This is a genomic window from Plantactinospora sp. CA-294935, assembly GCF_050936445.1.
Lineage (GTDB): Bacteria > Actinomycetota > Actinomycetes > Mycobacteriales > Micromonosporaceae > Plantactinospora.
In genome coordinates this window covers 91560-111084 of record NZ_JBNJMU010000001.1, presented here as the reverse complement: position 1 = coordinate 111084, position 19525 = coordinate 91560, and the positions used below count along the sequence as shown (strand labels likewise).

At 72.5% G+C, this 19525-nt stretch carries 19 protein-coding genes; 9 read left to right on the top strand and 10 right to left on the bottom strand.

Translation table 11 applies throughout. The features are described 5' to 3' along the window. Positions 1-802: 802 nt before the first annotated feature. Positions 803-1465, top strand: coding sequence for a DUF998 domain-containing protein (locus ACQEVC_RS00655; RefSeq protein ID WP_432872291.1), 663 nt, complete (start codon positions 803-805; stop codon positions 1463-1465). A 27-nt stretch (positions 1466-1492) separates the two neighbouring features. Here the strand turns inward: ACQEVC_RS00655 and ACQEVC_RS00650 are convergent, their stop codons facing one another. From ACQEVC_RS00650 to ACQEVC_RS00635, 4 genes are all read right to left on the bottom strand, one after another. Continuing rightward, the gene (locus tag ACQEVC_RS00650; RefSeq protein WP_432872289.1) at positions 1493-2638 is read right to left on the bottom strand and encodes a hypothetical protein; all 1146 of its coding nucleotides are present in this window, start codon (positions 2636-2638) and stop codon (positions 1493-1495) included. 48 nt (positions 2639-2686) lie between these two features. Further along, the gene (locus tag ACQEVC_RS00645) at positions 2687-3277 is read right to left on the bottom strand and encodes an HD domain-containing protein (protein ID WP_432872287.1); all 591 of its coding nucleotides are present in this window, start codon (positions 3275-3277) and stop codon (positions 2687-2689) included. A gap of 139 nt (positions 3278-3416) precedes the next feature. Beyond that, entirely contained in the window at positions 3417-3641 is a 225-nt protein-coding gene (locus ACQEVC_RS00640; protein WP_346256254.1) for a DUF397 domain-containing protein, read from the bottom strand. Between the two features lies 1 nt (position 3642). Beyond that, positions 3643-4488, bottom strand: a complete 846-nt coding sequence (locus ACQEVC_RS00635; RefSeq protein ID WP_432872285.1) for a helix-turn-helix domain-containing protein — start codon at positions 4486-4488, stop codon at positions 3643-3645. 469 nt (positions 4489-4957) lie between these two features. Here ACQEVC_RS00635 and ACQEVC_RS00630 point away from each other — a divergent pair, with 469 nt between their 5' ends. Beyond that, positions 4958-5179 carry a hypothetical protein gene (locus ACQEVC_RS00630; protein ID WP_346256255.1) on the top strand — a complete coding sequence of 74 codons (222 nt, stop codon included), beginning with the start codon at positions 4958-4960 and terminating at the stop codon, positions 5177-5179. Between the two features lie 85 nt (positions 5180-5264). On the opposite strand, the gene ACQEVC_RS00625 is transcribed toward ACQEVC_RS00630, so the two are convergent. Next, a complete protein-coding gene (locus ACQEVC_RS00625; RefSeq protein WP_432872283.1) occupies positions 5265-6443 on the bottom strand; it encodes a tetratricopeptide repeat protein in 1179 nt (392 codons plus the stop codon). Continuing rightward, positions 6443-7837, bottom strand: coding sequence for an ATP-binding protein (locus tag ACQEVC_RS00620; RefSeq protein WP_432872281.1), 1395 nt, complete (start codon positions 7835-7837; stop codon positions 6443-6445). Before ACQEVC_RS00620 ends, ACQEVC_RS00625 begins: the two co-directional genes overlap by 1 nt. A 379-nt stretch (positions 7838-8216) precedes the next feature. Between ACQEVC_RS00620 and ACQEVC_RS00615 the strand changes: the two genes are divergently transcribed. Then, complete coding sequence (locus ACQEVC_RS00615) at positions 8217-9311, top strand: D-alanine--D-alanine ligase family protein (protein WP_432872279.1); 1095 nt, start codon at positions 8217-8219, stop codon at positions 9309-9311. A gap of 73 nt (positions 9312-9384) precedes the next feature. Here the strand turns inward: ACQEVC_RS00615 and ACQEVC_RS00610 are convergent, their stop codons facing one another. Then, entirely contained in the window at positions 9385-10170 is a 786-nt protein-coding gene (locus ACQEVC_RS00610) for a DUF3515 family protein (protein ID WP_432872277.1), read from the bottom strand. Positions 10171-10173: 3 nt separating this feature from the next. After that, positions 10174-10407: an Lrp/AsnC ligand binding domain-containing protein gene (locus ACQEVC_RS00605; protein ID WP_101370271.1), complete on the bottom strand. Its 234-nt coding sequence runs from the start codon at positions 10405-10407 to the stop codon at positions 10174-10176. A 215-nt stretch (positions 10408-10622) separates the two neighbouring features. On the opposite strand from ACQEVC_RS00605, the gene ACQEVC_RS00600 reads away from it, so the two are divergent. Together ACQEVC_RS00600 and ACQEVC_RS00595 are read left to right on the top strand one after the other, a co-directional pair. Beyond that, positions 10623-11561 (top strand): thiamine-phosphate kinase, encoded by a 939-nt coding sequence (locus tag ACQEVC_RS00600; protein WP_432872275.1) that lies wholly within the window; start codon positions 10623-10625, stop codon positions 11559-11561. Positions 11562-11661: 100 nt separating this feature from the next. Then, the gene (locus tag ACQEVC_RS00595) at positions 11662-12129 is read left to right on the top strand and encodes a GNAT family N-acetyltransferase (RefSeq protein WP_432872273.1); all 468 of its coding nucleotides are present in this window, start codon (positions 11662-11664) and stop codon (positions 12127-12129) included. Between the two features lie 236 nt (positions 12130-12365). On the opposite strand, the gene rpmB is transcribed toward ACQEVC_RS00595, so the two are convergent. After that, positions 12366-12557 (bottom strand): 50S ribosomal protein L28, encoded by a 192-nt coding sequence (rpmB, locus tag ACQEVC_RS00590; protein WP_101370273.1) that lies wholly within the window; start codon positions 12555-12557, stop codon positions 12366-12368. A 223-nt stretch (positions 12558-12780) separates the two neighbouring features. Here rpmB and ACQEVC_RS00585 point away from each other — a divergent pair, with 223 nt between their 5' ends. Together ACQEVC_RS00585 and recG are read left to right on the top strand one after the other, a co-directional pair. After that, the gene (locus ACQEVC_RS00585) at positions 12781-14415 is read left to right on the top strand and encodes a DAK2 domain-containing protein (protein WP_432872271.1); all 1635 of its coding nucleotides are present in this window, start codon (positions 12781-12783) and stop codon (positions 14413-14415) included. Between the two features lie 109 nt (positions 14416-14524). Further along, positions 14525-16792, top strand: coding sequence for an ATP-dependent DNA helicase RecG (gene recG / locus ACQEVC_RS00580; RefSeq protein WP_432872270.1), 2268 nt, complete (start codon positions 14525-14527; stop codon positions 16790-16792). Positions 16793-17108: 316 nt separating this feature from the next. On the opposite strand, the gene ACQEVC_RS00575 is transcribed toward recG, so the two are convergent. Beyond that, positions 17109-18053 carry a cell wall anchor protein gene (locus tag ACQEVC_RS00575; RefSeq protein ID WP_432872268.1) on the bottom strand — a complete coding sequence of 315 codons (945 nt, stop codon included), beginning with the start codon at positions 18051-18053 and terminating at the stop codon, positions 17109-17111. A gap of 406 nt (positions 18054-18459) precedes the next feature. Between ACQEVC_RS00575 and rsmD the strand changes: the two genes are divergently transcribed. Then, the gene (rsmD, locus tag ACQEVC_RS00570; protein ID WP_432872266.1) at positions 18460-19041 is read left to right on the top strand and encodes a 16S rRNA (guanine(966)-N(2))-methyltransferase RsmD; all 582 of its coding nucleotides are present in this window, start codon (positions 18460-18462) and stop codon (positions 19039-19041) included. Beyond that, a complete protein-coding gene (gene coaD / locus ACQEVC_RS00565; protein WP_318395408.1) occupies positions 19038-19523 on the top strand; it encodes a pantetheine-phosphate adenylyltransferase in 486 nt (161 codons plus the stop codon). The genes rsmD and coaD overlap by 4 nt, the downstream gene beginning before the upstream one ends. The last annotated feature ends 2 nt before the right edge of the window (positions 19524-19525 follow it).

The following is a 19525-nucleotide window of genomic DNA, read 5'->3' as shown; positions in this document are numbered from 1 at the left end:
GACGGAGGAGCCATCACAACGGCCCGTCGACATGCCGGGAGCGCGGCCCGCAAATCCGCTCCCCGGGGGCCGCTTCCGTCAAGGGGCGGGGACCGATTCAGCGGCACTGGCGGTCCCCGCCTTCTTGTCCGCCAAGCTGAGAGGTGACCGACCCGAACCGGCCGCACTCGCCCCGGCGCCCATTGTGGACGTGCCGCCAGTGCGGCTCCCCCTGGCCGTGCCTGTTGAGTAACGGTCGCTGCTGGTGGAGTTCCGGCAAGAGCCGCTGTCGCTGTTCGTGTACCTCGGGGCGGCCCTGTTCGAGGCGGCCGGGGACCTCTTCCGACTGAGCCCGAACCCCGGGCTGTACCCGGCCGAACTGCACCGCCGGTTTCTCGGCTGGGTTCCGACGGAAAGGATGATCAGGCGGGCGCTCGCGCAACGGATGGCCGGTCTCCCGGCGCACCCGGCCACCTCTTCCCCTCCGGCGGTCTCGGCGCAGCGACAGGCGCCCTGTGTGCCTCCGACGGCCAGGCATTACCCGGATTGGCGGGTTCCCACCGGCGGGCCGTGACGACGGTCCGCGCACGAGGCGCCCCGGGTCGCCGCTGTCCTCTCCTACGGCGGCCCGGTCGCTGCTGTCGTCTCCCACGGCGGCCCGGGGCGCGGCGGAAGCGGGCCGGGATGCCCGTGTCGATGGTGCTGGGGGGAGTGCCGGCGGTAGGGGAAACCCGACCCTGACCTGCTCAGGGTCGCGGATCCCCGGGATCGGTCCGGGATCACGCCGGATTCGCCGACGCGGCGGCGCGACGACGCTGGTCACATGATGTCCGGATCCCTACCGCAGCCGTGGACCGCTCGACCGCTGACCCTGGTCGCGGCGCTCGGCATCTGCTTGACGGCGACCCTGGGCGTCGCGGCGCACCTCGCCCCCGACCCCGGGATGAGCCCGCTGTCGCTCACCATCAGCGACTACGCGGTGTCGAACAACGGCTGGCCGATGAACGTCGCGATCCTGATCCTCGGGATCACCTCGCTGGCCGTGCCACTGGCGTTGCGGGCCGCCCGGGTCAGGGTGGGACGCCTCGCCGAGGCGCTGCTGCTGGTCTGGTGCCTGGGGCTGATCGCCTCGGCGCTGATCCCGACCGACCCGATCGGGGTGGTCGAGCTGAGTACCCAGGGCTACGTGCACAGGTACGTCTCGGTCGCCGCCTTCGTCGCCCTGCCGGTCGCGACGCTGTTGGCCATCCGCCGGCTCGCCGCCGACGCCCGCTGGCGGGATGCCGTACGCCGGTTGCGGGCGCTGGCGGTGACCAGCGTGCTCGCGCTGCTCGCGCTCTACTACGTCGCGTTTCCCGGTGGTCGGGTGATGATGGGCCTGGTCGAACGGATCCTGGTGCTGGTCGAGTTGGCGCTGCTCGCGGTGTTGGTGGCCCGGCTGCATCGGGTCGCCGGCAACCCGTCCCGGGCGGTCCCGGCCCGCTAGGAGCCCGCGTCGGCGTCCGTCTTGCTGCTAATCGAACACCTCGAACCGGTCCAGGAGTACGCCGGTCTCGTCGGACAAGACAGCGGCCTCCAGTTCGAGCAGCGGTATCGCGTCGTTTCCGCCGCGATCTTGTGGGACGAATGGCCTGCCCGCGTACGGGTTCTTGCTGGTGCCGGTGCGGTTGGGGTGGTAACGCCAGTGTGCGTTGCGGTGGCGCCGGGCGATCCCGCCGATGTACCAGATCGCCCCCTGGACGAAGTCGTCGTCCACCGGTCCGCGCAGGGCATCCTTGTCCGGGATCCGGCGTCGTACGATCTGTTCGAGTGTCAGCAATGACTCCGGGCTGAAGTCCAGCTCGTCGGCCCGGCCGGTGGCGGCGGACCACTCGGGGAAGCCTTCCTCACGGATGGTCAGCCAGTGCGTGAGCCATGGATCGGTCGATGCGGCATCCGAGGTCTCGGTGTGTAGCGCCGGCCGATCGGTGCGGCGCGGTTCCCAGCCGGGATCCTCGTTCCGGCGTGCGGCGGCTAGTGCCCGGATACGTTCGTACTCAGCCGACCACACCGTCCCGGTGCGTTCTACAAGGGCGTCGAGGACGAGCCGCATGGGCTCGGCCGTTTCGCCGACGCCGAGGCCGGCGACGGGGAGGTCGGAGTCCGGGTCCCAGGTCCAGGCGCCTCCGCCGACGGTGAGCAATACTTCCCCAACGTAGCCGCCGGCTGCTACGGCCATTCCCTCGCCAGGCGGCTGCCCGCCCGGTGTCTCGGCGAGCAGGGTGTGTTCGAGGTCGCGCAGGGACCCGACGGAATGATCGAGGGGCTTGTCGGGTCCGACGACGAAATCCTGGAGTCCCGCAAGCATCGGCCCGAGCCGCTCACGCCAGTCGTCGAGCTTCGCTTCGGTCAGGAGATCACCGTAGCCGGGATCAGCGTCGCGGTCCCAGCACCGTCTGCTCCATCGTCGGTACCTCCGCCGGGTCGACCGGCGACCGCCGGTTCCCCGCAGCCAGCGCGGCGCCCACCAGTTCGCCTCGTCGAGCAGCCGCATCAGGGCGGGGAGCACGAGTCCGCGGATGACGGTGGCGTCGATCAGGATCGCGGCGGCGAGGCCGACCCCGAGCTGCTTGTACTCCAGGATCGACAGGGTCGCGAAGACCGCGAAGACCGCCACCATGATGATCGCGTCGCCGCGGGCAGCGCCCGCCGGCCGGTGGGCTCACAGTCAGTCGACGGGATAGCGGGACTGGAAGTCGAGGCGCGCGTCGGCCTCCTCGGCGATCCCGGTCAGTACGTCGTCGAGGGCCAGGAACGCGGCCCAGCGCTGCTGCCCGCCGGCCGTCGCCAGTCGGTCCACGATCCGGGTTTCGAGGTCGGCTTCGCGTCGGCCCTTCCAAACCTTGTCGGCGAGGCTGACCAGCAACTCCTCGATCGTCGCGTCCGGTGAGTCCCAGCGGGCGTGGCTGGCGGCGAACCGGGCCAGGGCCGGCGGGACGCCGTACCCGATCAGGAGTTCGCGGCCGGCGGGCTCGTGCCGCGAGCCGGGCCCGGAGAGCTCCTCGGGATGGCGGGTCTTGCCGATGTCGTGGGTGGCCGCGCCGAAGAGCACCGCCCGGTGGTCGACGGCGAGCTCGGGACGGTGCTGGCCGAGCCAGTCGAGCAACTGGGCCGCGACGTCGTGCACCGCCCGCAGGTGTGCGGCCAGCCGGGCCGGGGCGTTCGACCTGAGCAGCAGCTCGGCGGCCTCCGGCGGGAGCGGCCGCAGCGGCGGCGTGCCGGGGTCGGTGAGGGCGCGGTGCAGTGCGGTGGCGGTCACGCCGATCAAGGGTAGCCACCGCCACGCCCCCTGACCGCCGACCCGGACCGGCGGAACAGGGGGCGTGGGGCACCGGAGCTGGGCGGGCCGAGCCTTGCCGGGGGGACGCAGCTCGGTGACCGCCGACCTCCCCCGGAGGTCAGGGGAGAACGGGGGAGGTGGGCAGCGCGGTGGTGAATGCGGTCCAGGCGGCCGGTGCGAAGACCAGCACCGGGCCGGTGGTGTCCTTGGAGTCGCGTACGGCCACGACGTCGTCGGCGGCCCCGGCGAGCAGGGCGAACTCGACGCAGGCGCCCTGGTCTCCGCTGTGGCTGCTCTTGCGCCAGGGTGCCCGGCCGAGCAGGTCGGTCGTCTCCGGTGACATGTCACAGTCCTTTCAGGAGGCGGTTGATGTTGTCGCGGCTTTCCGCGGGACTCAGCGCGACGGCCCGCAGGTGTTCCATGATCTTCGTGCAGGTGCGCAGCTCGTCCGGCCGGTCGAGGATCAGTTGTCCGGCGACGGTCTCCACCGAGGCGAGGATCGGATCCTCCGGGTCGGCGAACTCGAGGATGTGCAGCGAACCACGGGTACCGCGGTGGTAGCCCGCCTTGAGCGGGATGACCTGGACGGTCACGTTCGGCAGCTCGGACATCTTGAGCAGGCTCTTCAGCTGCGCCGCCATCACGGCCTCTCCGCCGACCGGCCGAAGCAGGGCGCCCTCGTCGACGATGGCGTCGTAGATCGGCGGGTCGGACTCCTTCAGCCGCTCCTGCCGGCCGATCCGGATCTGCACCCGCTGCTCCACCTCCTCGTCGCCGAGGGTGTGCGGGCCGCCGCGCATGATCGCCCGGATGTACTCCGTGGTCTGGAGCAGGCCCGGCACGACCGAGGGCTCGAAGTTGGCGATCGCGGTGGCCTCGGCCTCGACCGCGATGAAGTCGATCGTGCGGCGGTCCAGGATGTACGAGTAGGGAACCCACCAACCCTGCTTCCGGGCCTCCTTGGCGAGCGCCACCATGTCCTCCAGTTCGCTCTCCGGCCGCTTGTAGAGGGTGAGCAGCGCGCGTACCGAGGCCGGGCTGACCATCGTCTGCGCGTTCTCGTACCGGGAGAGCGTGCTGCGAGTGCTGTTGATCTCGTCAGCGGCCTGTTCGAGGGTGAGCCCGGCCGCCTCGCGGGCATGGCGCAGGGCGATGCCGAGGCGGCGGGCACGGAACGACTTCGGAGCCATGCATCGATCCTGTCACATGGAACCGGGAATGCGTGCATGAGAGAAGCTACGTGAGAGTTGCATTCACGCGTTCACAACTGGCAATCTGTCATCACGTCCTCACCGCCGGTGGTCGTGTCGACGGTGGCTGTGGGTGACCGAAGGGGAATGAGGCGCACGGCGATCGGACCTTCCCGTACCCGATCGCCGTGTCCCTCCCGCCAGCAAGCGGACCTGGAGGTGACAGATGACCGCGACCCCGTGCTGGCCTCGGGTTTCCCGATGCCGCTGGTGCGCGCGACCCGTGTTGCGGGACAACGAGGGCGCGTGGATCCACGCCGACCTGGCCTACGTGTGCCGGGACCGGTGGGGTGGGCTGGCCGGCACGACGGCCGAGCCGGAGGCGGCTCGCCGTGGCCTCTGACCGGCACGGACTTCGGAGTGATCGCGGGCGGGGAAGCTACCCGCGGTGGTGGCCGGGGCGGTCACGGTGACCCGGTACCTCGTGGTGCTCACCGACGTGCGGCCGCTGACCAAGGAGGGCCGGGACGAGCGGATCGAGCCCGAACGGCGCCGCCAGGTGGTCGGCGCCACCAGCCGGGAGGCCGCCGACCGGATCGCCACCGCCTTCGCGGCGCTCGGCATGGTGCGGGCGGGACGGCAGCGGGTCAAGGTACTCGCGGTCGGCCGACGGCGATCCCTGGCCGGCTGAGCCGCCGACCGCCGGTCGGCCGACCGCCGGTCGGGTCGCCGGTCCAGGCGCCCGAGGCGAGCGGTCAGCCGCCACAAGTGATCGGTCAGCCGCCCGAGAGGAGGCGGCGGAACCGGAACCAGCAGCGACGGACCAGCAGACCCACCTCGACCGCGGCTCGGCTGCGCCACCGGACGATCAGCGTCAGCAGCGGCACGACCGTCGCCGTCGTGCCGACGGCCACGACCGCGACCGGCGGATACGGGCCGAGCGTGAAGAGCAGCATGCCGAGCAGCAGCGCGGCGAGCCGCAGCGGCGCGGTGACGAAGGTGAACCGGTAGCGGTTGGCCAGCACCAGCGCGCGGATCGGCGCGGAGAGCCGGTTGAACCGCCAGCGCAGCAGCGCGAGGACGGCAGCCGCGCCGGCCAGCGCCACCAGCACCCCGCTGGCCGCCGCGAGCGGCCGGGACCCGATCGCCTCCTGCAACGTCCCCACCACGAAGGCGACGAGCAGGAGTACGACGCAGCCGAGATCGGTCAGCAGCCAGAGCGCCCGGCGGGCATTGCGGGTGCCGGCCCGGATTGCGACCGGATCGGTGGGTACCGTCCGGAGCACCCCGGCCATGGCCGGCGAGGCGCGTACCGCCCGGCCCCGGTCACTGTCCAGTGTGGCCAGCCCGTACAGCGCCTGCGGGTCGTCGGGGGCGAGCCGCAGCGCCTCCAGGTACGCCGCCCGGGCCCGACCGAACTCGGCCATCCGGCGCTGCACCTTGCCCTCGGTGACGTGCGCCCAGACACTCTCCGGGTCGAGTTCCCTGGCCCGCCGGGTCGCGGCCAGCGCGGCGAGCACGGTCCGGGTACCGCTGCCGCGCAGCAGCGCCTCGGCCCGGGCGAGCTCGCTGCGGGCGTCGTCCGGATCGAGAGAGCGGGCCAGCTCGGCGGCGGCGAGCGCCTCGGAGATCCGGCCCAGTTGGCGCAGCGCCAGGGAGCGGTTGCGCTGCACCTGCGGGCTGCCCGGATTGGCCCGGGCCGCCATGTCGAGCACGGTCAGCATGTCCCCCCAGCGGCTCTCCCGCTGGTAGCAGTAGCCGAGCACCTGTAGGGCGTAGCCGTCGCCCGGATCGGCCCGGAGTGCCTCGCTGATCAGCGGGTACGCCGCCTTCACCCGGCCGACCTCGGCGAGCTGCAACGCCCGTTCCAGGAGCGACTTCCTGGCGTCCGTGCCCGGGTCGGCTCCGGCGGGCGGCCCGTTTCCGGCACCGGCCTCGGTGGCACCGGCGGTCATCAGAGCAGCTTCCGCCGCTTCAGATAGCCGACCAGGTCGTCGTACGTGCCGCCCTCGTTGGCGAACATCGCCACGTTCCGGGCGGTGGCGAACCAGGGCTTGGTGGACGGGCGCACGTCCTTCAGCGCCCGGTCGAAGTCGCGCTGCTCGATCATCCGTACCTCGCCGCGCCGGATCGAGTCGGCCATCGCGTACTCGGCGGCGGACTCGCACAGGTGCGCCAGGTCGGCGCCGGAGAAGTCCTCGGTGGCGGCGACGATCCGGCGTACGTCGATGTTGGCGATCGGCCGGTCCCGCAGGTGGTACTCCAGGATCGAGGTCCGGGCCGGAGCGTCCGGCGGGAGTACCAGGACCACCCGGTCGAGGCGACCGGGCCGGCGCAGCGCGGGGTCCACGTCCCAGGGCGTGTTGGTGGCGGCCAGCACGAAGACGCCCTCGTTGTTGCCCTCCACGCCGTCGAGCTCGGCGAGCAGTTGGTTGCCGATCGTCCGCATTCCGCTGGAGGTGACCTTGGATCGCTTGTGCCCGAGCGCGTCGACCTCGTCGAGGAAGAGTACGCACGGCGCGCTGCGCCGGGCCGTCTGGAACAGCTCGTGCAGGTTGCGCTCGGAGTTGCCGATCCACATGTCCAGCACGTCCACGATGGAGAGCGAGATGAACTTGGCGCCCATCTCGCCGGCGATCGCCTTGGCCAGGAACGTCTTGCCGCAACCGGGCGGGCCGTACAGCATGAGGCCGCCGCGCAGGCTCTTGCCGTACAGCTTGCGCAGTTCCGGGTTGCGCAGCGGGCCGAGGAAGGCCAGTTCCAGCCGTTCCTTGACCTCGGTCATCCCGCCGACGTCGCCGAGCCGGACGGTGGAGACCTCGATGTCGAACATCCGGTCGGCGTCCCCGGTCACCGGCTCGGGCTGGTCTCCGGCCGGCGAGAAGCGCGGTGGCACCACGTCGGCGAGTTCCTGCTCGTAGGCGGCGAGCGGGTCGTCGCCCGGCTGGCCCGGTCCGCCCGGCTGGCCCGGTCCGCCCGGCTGGCCCGGTCCGCCCGGCTGGCCCGGTCCGGGGGACCGGGTCGGTGGCGGTGGCTTCGGTGCGGCTCCGGTGCCGGCCGCCGCTTCGGCGGCGGCGTCCGGGCCGGTCGCCGGACCCGGTGTGGGCGTTCCGGGAATCGGCGTACCGGAGACGGGTGCGGGTGCGCCGCCGCCCAGGGCCCGCTGCATCAGGGCCTGTGCCTGCGGGTCGGCCGGGTTGCTGGCGAGCGCCTGCCCGACGTGCGCGATCGCCTCGGCGGGGCGTCCGGCGTCGAGGAGCAGCCCGGCGAGGTGCAGCCGCAGCGGAACGTCCTGCGGGCTCGCGTTCACCGCCGAGGTCAGGCTGTCGATGACCGAATCGGAACTCACAAGACGAGCAGCCTAGACGGCGGCGGTCACGGCGGCGACACACCCGCAACTCCGGTCTCCAGGGCCCCTCGGGCGCCGTACGTCACCGGTTACCCGTTGTGCTCGGCGCGCTCACTGCGTAGAGGTTTCCCGGCCCTGAAAAGGGGTGTGGACCCAGGAGTAGGCCACGCAGAGTAGGGTCACCCGGTGAGCGCACGAGGAGCGACGGCAGCACCGCAGGGTCTCCGGCCGGGCGGGCACCGTCGGGTGACGCGAAGGACCAGCGACGACGCCGGCCAGCGGTGCCGCGTTCGGCCAGCGGTGCCGAGTTCGGCCAGCGACGACGCCGGCCAGCGGTGACGCGAGCGACCAGCGGTGACGCGAACGAAAGGTGACCGGAGTGACCACCCCAGGCAAGACCCGCGTGGCCGTCGTCTTCGGCGGCCGGAGTACGGAGCACGCGATCTCCTGTGTCAGCGCGGGCAGCATCCTCGCCGCCCTCGACCCGGACGAGTACGACGTGGTCCCGGTGGGCATCACCCGGGCGGGCCAGTGGGTGCTGACCGACGGTGACCCGGCCCAGTTCGCGATCACCGACCGGCGGCTGCCGGAGATCACCGCCGCCGCCGGATCCACCGTGGTGTTGCCGGCCGACCCGACCGGCGACGGTCTGATGGTGCTGGACCCGGCCCAGGGGCCCCAGGCACTCGCCGGAGTCGACGTGGTCTTCCCGGCGCTGCACGGCGCGTACGGCGAGGACGGCACCATCCAGGGGCTGCTGGAGATGGCCGGCATCCCGTACGTCGGTGCGAACGTCTTCGCCTCGGCGGCGGCGATGGACAAGGAGTTCACCAAGAAGCTGGCGGTCGCCGAGGGCATCCCGGTGGGGCCCTACGTGGTGCTGCGCAGCGGGGTCAGCCTGACCGAGGAGGACAAGGAGCGGCTCGGGCTGCCGGTCTTCGTCAAGCCGTCCCGGGCGGGTTCGTCGGTCGGGATCAGCAAGGTCTCCGACTGGGCGGATCTCGACGACGCCGTCGCGCTGGCCCGGCAGGTCGACCCGAAGGTGCTGATCGAGGCCGCGATCATCGGGCGGGAGATCGAGTGCGGGGTGCTGGAGGCCGAGGCGGGTGGCGGCCCGGAGGCGTCGCTGCTGGCCGAGATCCGGGTGGCCGAGCACGACTTCTACGACTTCGAGGCGAAGTACCTCGACGCCAGCGACTACGACATCCCGGCCGAGCTGCCGGACCGGGTGACCCGGCAGGTGCAGGAGTACGCCTGCCGCACGTTCACCGCGCTGGACTGCGCCGGTCTGGCCCGGGTCGACTTCTTCGTCACACCGGAACTGGACGTCTATCTCAACGAGATCAACACCATGCCGGGCTTCACACCCACCTCGATGTTCCCGCAGATGTGGGCGGCGACCGGGTTGGAGTACCCCAAACTGGTCAACCGGCTGATCCGGACCGCGCTGCGTCGAGGCACCGGTCTGCATTGACAAACGTCTGTTCGCTGCCCGTCCGGGGTAGGTCGGCCGGACCGGAGACGGCGCGGCGTCGGTGCGGTGGCGGTCAGCCCTCGGCGCAGCCGGTCGGCACGTTCGGCACCGACGGCACCGAGGCGACCAGGGACTCCGACACCGGTGCCGCCCACTGCACCGTCTGCTCCTGCCCGGCCGGCACGCTGAGCCGGACCGGCACCTCACGGTCCACGGTGGTCAGTACCAGGCCGCCGTCGCGGTGTTCGGTGAGCCAGCAGACCTTGTTGACCATCCAGAGGTCGGCGACCGCCGGAACGGCCGGTCGGGCCACCCCGCAGGCGAGGGTGATGGCCGGGTCACCGTACGCGGCGTTCTGCTCCGGGCCGGCGGTGACCGGGCGTTGGCCGAGGTCGCGGAGGGTGGCCGGCAACCGGGACAGCAGGGCCCGGCAGACCGTGGCCGGCCGTTCGGCCAGGGCCGGGGCGGCCATCTGCACCGGCGTGGTCGCCTGCGGTGCGGCCGAGGTCGGCGTCGCGGCGGGCTTCTCGACCGGGTCCGGGCTGAGCTGGCCGAAGACCAGCATCGCGACGAGGGCGGTCAGCGGTAGGGCGACCACCGTGGCCCAGAGCGCCGCCTGCCGGGTGGTCCGGTCCGGTCCGGCCCCGGTCGGCGAGCCCGCCGGACGACCGGTCGCCGCCGCCGCCGACCCTGACTCGGCTGCCTCCGGCTGTGAGGCGGCTGCCTCCGGCTGTGAGGCGGCTGCCTCCGGCTGTGAGGCGGCTGCCTCCGGCTGTGAGGCGGCTGCCTCCGGCTGTGAGGTGGCTGCTTCCGGCTGGGTCTGGTGCCCGTCCGGCTGGCCGGACTTCGTGCTCCGCACCACTTACAACCGGACCACGGAGCAGGTCAGCGTGCGGGTGATGCCGGGCACCAGCTGCACCTTGCTGACGATCATCTTGCCCAGTTCGTCGACGGTGTGTGCCTCGGTGAGCACGACCACGTCGTACGGGCCGGTGACGGCGTCGACGCGGACGACTCCAGGAATATCCGAGATGTGCGCGGCCACGTCACGCGCCCTTCCGACCTCTGTCTGGATGAGGATGTACGCCTGGACCACGACCCGCCTCCCGTCCGCCGCCGAGCGGCTAGACCGTGAAAATACCGTACGGAGCAGGTCGGATCCCGATCGGTGGTCGGAGGAGACACGATGAGCGATCGAATCGGCCGGCCCGGTGCGGGCGCGTCGCCGGATCCGGAGGTACCCGGAAACCGGCGGCCGCGACCAGCCACGGGCCCGGCCGGGACGGCTGCCGAGCGTGCCCGGAGGTCGGTGTGAGCGTCGCGAGGGCCGGCGAGTTCGGCCTCATCGCCCGGGTCACCGCCCGGCTGGGCGCCGGGCACGCCACGCTGCTCGGGCCGGGCGACGACGCGGCGGTGGTGCACGCCCCCGACGGCCGGGTGGTCGCCTCCACTGACGTACTGGTCGAGGGGCGGCACTTCCGCCGGGACTGGGCGAGCGCGGTGGACATCGGCCATCGGGCCGCCGCGGCGAACCTGGCCGACGTGGCGGCGATGGGCGCGGTGCCGACCGCGCTGCTCGTCGCGCTCTGCATGCCGCCGGACCTGGAGGCGCAGTGGGCGGAGGAGTTGGCCGACGGCCTGGCGGCGGAGGCGGCCCGGGTCGGGGCGAGCGTGGTCGGCGGGGACATGTCGGCCAGTCCCACCCTGACCATCGCGGTGACCGCCCTCGGTGACCTGGGCGGGCAGCCCCCGGTGGTGCGCAGCGGCGCACGGGCCGGCGACGTCGTCGCACTCGCCGGCCGGCTGGGCTACGCCGCTGCCGGCTACACCGTGCTGTCCCGCGGGTTCCGTACCCCGAAGGTACTGGTCGAGGCGTACCGGCGGCCCGAGGTGCCGTACGGGGCGGGGCCGTCGGCGGCCCGGTTCGGCGCCACCGCCATGATCGACGTCTCGGACGGGCTCCTCGCCGACCTCGGTCATGTGGCGACGGCCAGCCGGGTCGGCATCGACCTGCTCGGCAGCGCGTTCGAGGTGCCTGAGCAGATGCGGGACGCCGCGCACGCGCTCGGGGTGGATCCGCTGGCCTGGGTCCTCGGCGGTGGCGACGACCACGCGCTGGTGGCGACGTTCCCGGAGGACCTGCCGTTGCCGGGCGGCTTCCGGCTGATCGGTCACGTGGTACACGGTGCCGGGGTGACCGTGGACGGGCGGGCCTACAAGGGATCGGGCGGCTGGGACCACTTCCGCTGACCGGCGCGGGTCGAGCCGTCCGGTGCGCCGGTTCCCGGATCGGCGGCTGCAGCCGGGGCCCGATCGGTAAGGCGTGGGCCCGGGTCGTACCCTTCACCGGGTGAGTGAGCTGGACATCCGCGTCGTCCCCTACGATTCCCCGGTCGCACAGCAGTTGGTCGGCTCCGCGCTGGCCGACCTGGCACAGCGGTACGGCGGCGGGGGCGACGAGACCCCCGTGGCGGTGAGCGAGTTCGAGCCTCCCGCCGGGGCGTTCCTGGTGGCGTACCTGGAAGAGGTGCCGGTCGGCTGCGCCGGGTGGCGTACCCACGGCGGCAGCGGCGACGTCGCCGAACTCAAGCGGATGTACGTCTCCCCGGTGGCTCGCGGTCGCGGTGTCGCCCGACGGATGCTGTCGGCGGTCGAGGACTCGGCCCGGGAACACGGACGCCGCCGGTTGATCCTGGAGTGCGGCGACCGGCAGCCGGAGGCGATCGCGCTCTACAAGGGCAGCGGCTACGAGCGGATTCCGGACTTCGGCTACTACCGGGACGAGCCTGGGGTGCTCTCGTTCGGCCGCTCTCTCTGATCCCGCTGGTTCCTCTGACCGGCTGCTCTCTGATCCCGCTGGTTCCTCTGACCGCCGGCTGCTCTCTGATCCCGCCGGCCGGTCGGCACCGGCCACCTCGGGACCCGTCACCGGCGGCCCGCGCCGGGCGGCGTGGCGCGGCTGGCTGGCGGATCCGGTGGTGGCGGGCCGGTGCGGACAGCAATAGCCGCCGGAGCGATGCTCCGGCGGCTATTCGAGCTTACGGTTGCCCAGGCTCAGGCGCGGGCGACCTTGCCGGCCTTGATGCACGAGGTGCAGACCTTGAGCTTGCGGGTCGTGCCGCCACCCGCCGGGGTACGCACCGACTGGATGTTCGGGTTCCAGCGACGGTTGGTCCGCCGGTGCGAGTGGGACACGTTGTGGCCGAAGCCAGGCCCCTTGCCACAGATGTCGCACACGCTAGCCACGGGATACTCCTGGGATTGATCGTTGTCAGGTCGCCGGCAGGGTGCTGGCCGGGCAACCTGGCCAGGGTACCCGATGGTCGGGTCGCCGGGCGAATCGGCTCCGCCGGTCCCGGCTCACCGGCCGCCGCGTCGCTCCGCCGCCGGATTTCCCGGTCGGAAGCGGTGGCCGGAGTCGCGCGGCAGTGTCAGCGGGGCGTCAGGGTACGCCAGTAGGCTTCTCGCCGTGCTGGAGACCCTCGACGCCGCGGCCCTGCACCGGTGGTGTGCCGGTGGGTTGGCCGCGCTCAAGCGGCACCAGGAGGAGATCAACCAGCTCAACGTCTATCCGGTTCCGGACGGCGACACCGGCACCAACCTGGTGCTCACGATGACCTCCGCCGAGCAGGCGGTCCGGCTCGAACGGGACGATCCGGGCGTCGGCGGACAGCCGGCACCCGCCCGGGTCCTGCGGCTGCTGGCCCGGGGTGCGTTGCTCGGCGCCCGGGGCAACTCGGGAGTGATCGTCTCGCAGATCCTGCGCGGCCTGGCCGATGCGCTCGGCGACACCCCGGAGGTCCGGGGCCGGGCGCTCGCCCGGGCACTGCGGGCGGCCGGCGCGGCGGCGTACTCGGCGGTGGCCGAGCCGGTGGAGGGGACCGTGCTCAGCGTCGTCACCGCCGCGGCGGCGGCCGCCGAACGGGCCGACACCGACGATCTTCCGGCGGTGGTCCGGGCCGCCGCGACCGCCGCCGCCGAGGCGCTGGCGCGTACCCCGGAGCAGTTGCCGGCGTTGGCCCGGGCCGGTGTGGTGGACGCGGGCGGGCGTGGCCTCTGCGTCCTGTTGGACGCGCTGGTGGAGGTGGTCACCGGTGCCGCACCGGAGCGGCCGGAACCCGCACCGGCACCGCCGCGCCGGCCGCTGGCGGCCGCCCGGGAGACCGGCTCCACGGAGTACGCCTACGAGGTGCAGTTCCTGCTCGACGCCGACCGGGCGGCGGTACGCCGGCTCCGGGCCGAACTCGTCCGGCTGGGCGACTCGCTGGTGGTGGTCGGCGACGAGGCGGACGCCACCGGCACGTCGACCTGGAACGTGCACGTACACGTCAACGACGTCGGGGCGGCGATCGAGGCCGGTGTGGTGGCCGGCCGGCCGTACCAGATCTCGGTCACCCGCTTCGAGGACCAGCTCCCGGAGCCGGGCCCGCCGGAGCCGGCCCCGGCGGACACGCCGGAGCGGGCGGCGGTGGTGGTCGCCTCCGGTCCCGGGCTGGCCGCGATCTTCGCCGCCGAGGGGGTGACCGTGGTGGACGGCAACCCGTCCGCCGGGGAGCTGCTCGGGGCGGTCCGGTCGACCGGCGCGTCCCGGGTGGTGGTGCTGCCGAACGACCCGAACACCCAGGCGGTGGCCAGGGTGGCGGCCGAGGAGGCGCAGCCGTTCGGGATATCGGTGAGCGTGGTGCCGACCCGCTCCCCGGTGCAGGCGTTGGCCGCACTCGCGGTCCGGGATCCGGCCCGGCGGTTCGCCGACGACGTGATCGCGATGGCCGAGGCAGCCGGTGCCTGCCGGTACGCCGAGGTCTGCCACGCCTCTCGGGAGGCGCTGACGGTGGCCGGCCGCTGCCAGCCGGGCGACGTGCTCGGGCTGGTGGACGGCGAGGTGCACCTGATCGGCGGGGACCTGGTGCAGACCTGCACGGCGCTGCTCGACCGGTTGCTCGGCGGCGGCGGTGAGCTGGTCACCCTGCTGCTCGGCGCCGACGCCCCGGAGGAGCTGGCCGAGGTCCTCCGGGCCCACCTGGCCCGGCGCTGGCCCTTCGTCGAGGTGCACCACTACTCCGGCGGCCAGCCGTTCTATCCCTTGCTGGTGGGAGTCGAATGACGCTGCCGGGGAAGCCGGCCGAGGGTGTCGGGGAAGCCGGCCGAGCGTGCCGAGGGAGTCGGGTGACGGTGGTGGTGGAGAGCCGGATGAGAGCGTTCGTGGGGGACCGATGACAGCGAACCGACCGACCTCGGCCGGCACCGAATCGACCTTGGCCGGCACCGAATCGACCTTGGTCGACCTGGAGGCGCCGCTGCGCAAGCTGGTCGGCGAGAAGACGGCGAAGGCGCTCGCCGGCCATCTCGACCTGCACACCGCCGGTGACCTGCTCTACCACTTCCCGCGTCGCTACGACGAGCGGGGCGAGCACACCGACATCCGCTCCCTGGAGGTGGGGGAGCAGGTCACGGTGCTTGGCCAGGTGCAGCGTACGGCGGTGCGGCCGATGCGCCAGCGCCGGGGAAACCTGCTGGAGGTGACCATCGGGGACGGCTCCGGCGGCGTACTGACGCTCACCTTCTTCGGCAACCAGGCGTGGCGAGAGCGGGACCTCAAGCCCGGCCGGTGGGGGATGTTCGCCGGCAAGGTCACCGAATTCCGGGGCAAGCGCCAGCTCAACGGCCCGGAGTACGTCCTGCTCGGCGACGGCGACGGCGACGGCGAGCCCGGCACCGGCGGCGAGGTGGGTGAGGAGATCGAGGAGTTCGCCGGGGCGCTGATCCCGGTCTACCCGGCCGCGGCGGCGGTGCCGACCTGGGTGATCGCCCGGTGCGTCCGGGTGGTGCTGGACACCGTCACGCCGCCGGAGGACCCGCTGCCGGCGACGCTGCGGGCCACCCGCAACCTGGTCGGGCTGGCCACCGCGCTGCGCGAGATCCACCGGCCGGCGAGCAAGGAGGAGCTGTACCGGGCCCGGCACCGGTTGAAGTGGGACGAGGCGTTCGCCCTGCAACTGACCCTGGTGCAGCGCAAGCACCGGGCGGCGGCCTGGCCCGCCAAGCCCCGGCCGCGCCGCGAGGGCGGGCTGTTGACCGCGTTCGACGCCCGGCTGCCGTACGAGCTGACCGCCGGGCAGCGCGCGGTCGGCGAGGAGGTCGCGGCGGACCTGGGTACCGCGCACCCGATGCACCGGCTGCTGCAGGGCGAGGTCGGCTCCGGCAAGACGGTCTGCGCGCTGCGCGCGATGCTCCAAGTGGTCGACGCGGGCGGCCAGGCCGCGCTGCTGGCCCCGACAGAGGTACTCGCCGCGCAGCACTACCGGGGCATGCTCGACCTGCTCGGCCCGCTCGGTCGGGCCGGCGAGCTGGACGGCGATCCGGACGGTACCCGACTGGCCCTGGTCACCGGTTCGCTCGGCGCGGCGGCCCGGCGGCGCGCCCTGGAGACCGTGGCGGCCGGGGAGACCGGCATCGTGATCGGCACCCATGCGCTGCTCTACGAGGGCGTCGACTTCGCCGACCTCGGTCTGGTGGTGGTGGACGAGCAGCACCGGTTCGGTGTCGAGCAGCGGGACGCGCTGCGGGCCAAGGCCGAGCAGCCGCCGCACGTTCTGGTGATGACGGCGACGCCGATCCCGCGCACCGTGGCGATGACCGTCTACGGCGACCTGGAGATCTCCACCCTCTCCCAGTTGCCGCGCGGCCGTTCGCCGATCGCCTCGCACGTCGTACCGGCGGCGGAGAAGCCCGCCTATCTGGACCGGGCCTGGCGCCGGCTGCGCGAGGAGGTCGCCGCCGGCCACCAGGCGTACGTCGTCTGCCCGCGCATCGGCGACCAGGCGGCGACCGCCGAGGAGGTCGGGGCGGTCGGCGAGGACGGTCGGCGTCCCCCGTTGGCGGTGGCCGAGGTGGCTCCACTGCTTGCCGAGGGCCCACTGCACGGGCTGCGGATCGGCGTACTGCACGGCCGGCTGCCGGCCGACGAGAAGGACTCGGTGATGCGGACCTTCGCGGCCGGCGAGCTGGACGTGCTGGTGGCGACCACCGTGATCGAGGTCGGGGTCGACGTGCCGAACGCGACCGTGATGATCGTGCTCGACGCGGACCGGTTCGGGGTCTCCCAACTGCACCAGTTGCGGGGCCGGGTCGGCCGTGGTTCCGCCGCCGGACTCTGCCTGCTGGTCACCGAGGCCGTCGAGGAGTCGCCGGCCCGGGAGCGGCTGGACGCGGTCGCCTCCACCACCGACGGTTTCCGGCTGGCCGAACTCGACCTGGAGCAGCGGCGGGAGGGGGACGTACTCGGGGCGACCCAGTCCGGGCGGCGTTCGCACCTGCGGCTGCTGTCGCTGCTCAAGGACGCCGAGCTGATCCGCAATGCCCGGGTCGAGGCGATCGCCCTGGTCGAGGAGGATCCGGAGCTGGACCGGCACCCGGCCCTGGCCGCCTCGGTGGCCGCACTCGTCGACGAGGAACGCGCGGAATACCTGGAGAAGGGCTGACGGTCGGCGGACTCGATCCGTCAGGGCGACCGATGCCAGTCGAGGCGTACGACCGAAAGCACCCCGCCGCGCCGTGTGGTCGGTGTCGCCAGACCCCTTGTTGTCGTCTCGGTCGTGGCCCTACGGCCGCCGAGTCAGCTCGCCGACGAAGGCACGCCAGGCGGCCGGTCCAAAAGGGCCCTGTCAGCCGGCCCGGCTCGCGCTGCTGACCTCGTTCAGAGGTAACCGGGTGGGTTGTTTGACGCTGAGGGCGCGCCGACCGTTTCCGGTCGACGCGCCCTCAGGCGGTTGGTTCAGTTGGTGCGGTCGCTACCGATCAGGCGGTGAAGGTCACCCGACGGCGGCGGGCCACGATGTAGAGCACCACACCGGCGGCGAGCAGCAGCACGGCGCCAGCCGCGATGCCACCGGCAGCGGCACCGGTCAGCGGCAGTTCGCCACCGCCGCCGCCACCGCAGTTCTCCGGCTGCTCGTACTCGATCGGCTTGCCCGTCAGGCCCTCACCACTGGGGGTGACGACGAGGCCCTCCTCGGCCGGGAACTTCACGCTGCCGGTCTCGCCCGCGGCCACCGTCAGGGTCTTGGCCTCGCCCTCGTTCGGGGTCAGGACGACGCTGATCTCCGCGTCCGTGGTGTTCTCCAGCGTGATGATCAGCTCGTCACAGGTGGACTCGTAGGTGCCCACCGGCTCGACCGGCTCCGGAGTGGTCGACGGGGTCGGCTCCGGGGTGGGGGTGGTCGACGGCGTCGGCTCCGGGGTCGGCGTCGTGGACGGCGTCGGCTCCGGGGTCGGGGTGATCGGCGGAGTCGTCGGCGGGGTGGTCGGCGGCGTGGTGGGCGGGGTGTCGCACTTGCCCTTGTCCTTGGCCGCGACCGTACGCTGCTCCTTGATGATCCGACCGTCCCGGCGCCACTTGGCCTCGACCGTCAGGTTCTTGTTGAGCTGCTGCTTGTTGGCTGCGGTGCGGGTCTCGGTCCCGGTGAGCGGCGCGCCGCCCCTCGGGTTCATCTCGGCACCGACCCGGATGTCACCGACCGGGCCGGGCTTGACCTCGGTGACCTCAGCCTTGATGTTCTCGCTGTTGCCGACCGTCCACTTGAACTCGTAGTTGTTGCTCCCCTTGACCACGCAGTAGTTGCCGTAGATCTCGGGGTGGTGGGCGCTGGCCGGCGCCGCAATCGCGACTGCCGCGCCGAGGCCGAGGAAGGCGGCCCCGAGAACGGCAGCCGATCGCCGGAGCGACAGCTTAGGACGGATCACGCGTACTCCTGAGAGATGAGGGCGTCATGGTACGACGCGGGTGGGTTGGCGAGCGGGGGCGCCATGGGGTGGCGCTCGACCTGCGAGAACCGCCTCCCCGACGTCGTAGGCGCCGGCAAGACGCAGCCGGCACAGCGCACGACCTTAGCGATTGGCGTGGTACAGGAACACCCTTCAGGGTTCTCTAACGATGATGTTGTCAATTCGAGATGATTGATGAACGGGGGGTAGTGAACCTATTTCCCTCGGTGTACCTGGCCTACCCGTTTGTCCCTTGCCGTTCATCGGAAGTACGTTGCCGTTGCCGTTCATCGGAAGTGTGTTGCCGCCCGTGGCGAACCGGCACGGCCGGCGGGTCGCGTAGCGTCGCTGCCATGCAGGAGACGTCCATGCGGGAGGCGTCGGGATGACCCGGATCGTGGCGGGCGTACTCGGCGGGCGCCGGATCTCCGCGCCGCCCGGCGGGCGTACCCGGCCGACCAGCGACCGGGTCCGGGAGGCGTTGTTCAGCGCGATCGAGGCGAGTACCGAGCTGGCCGGTGCCCGCTTCGCCGACCTCTACGCCGGCTCCGGCGCGGTGGGTCTGGAGGCGCTGTCCCGGGGTGCCGTCCAGGTGTTGCTGGTCGAGTCCGATCCCCGGGCCGCCCGGACCATCCGGGAGAACCTCGCCGCGCTGCGCTCGACCCCGGCCAGCCCGGTGGCCGGCACCGCCCGGCTGGTCACCGGCAAGGTCGGTCAGGTGCTCGGCGCGCCGCCCGAGGGTGGCCCGTACGACGTCGTCTTCGCCGACCCGCCGTACGCGGTACCGGACTCGGAGCTGACGGCGGTGCAGGCCGCACTGCGCGACCAGGGCTGGCTGGCCCCGGACGCCCTGCTGGTGATCGAGCGGTCCAGCCGGACCGGACCGGTCGACTGGGTGCAGGGGATCACTGCGCAGCGCAGTCGCCGTTACGGCGAGACCACTCTTTGGTACGGTCGCCGATCGTGAGACGTGCGGTCTGTCCCGGCTCCTTCGATCCGGTCACCAACGGTCACCTCGACATCATCGGTCGGGCGAGCCGACTCTTCGACGAGGTGATCGTCGGCGTGCTGATCAACGAGTCCAAGCGCGGGCTGTTCACCGTCGACGAGCGGATCGAGATGCTCCGCGAGGTGACCGGCTCCTACGGCAACGTCCGGGTGGAGTCGTTCCAGGGACTGCTGGTCGACTTCTGCCGGACCCAGCAGGCCGGCGTCGTGGTACGCGGGCTGCGTGCGGTCAGCGACTTCGACTACGAGTTGCAGATGGCCCAGATGAACATCGGGCTGGCCGGCGTCGAGACCCTCTTCATGCCCACCAGCCCGCTGCACTCCTTCCTGTCGTCGAGTCTGGTCAAGGACGTGGCGAAGTGGGGCGGGGACGTCTCGCCGCACGTACCGGACGTGGTCCGCGAGCGGCTGCGGGAGCGGCTGGTCCGCCCCGGCTCCTGACC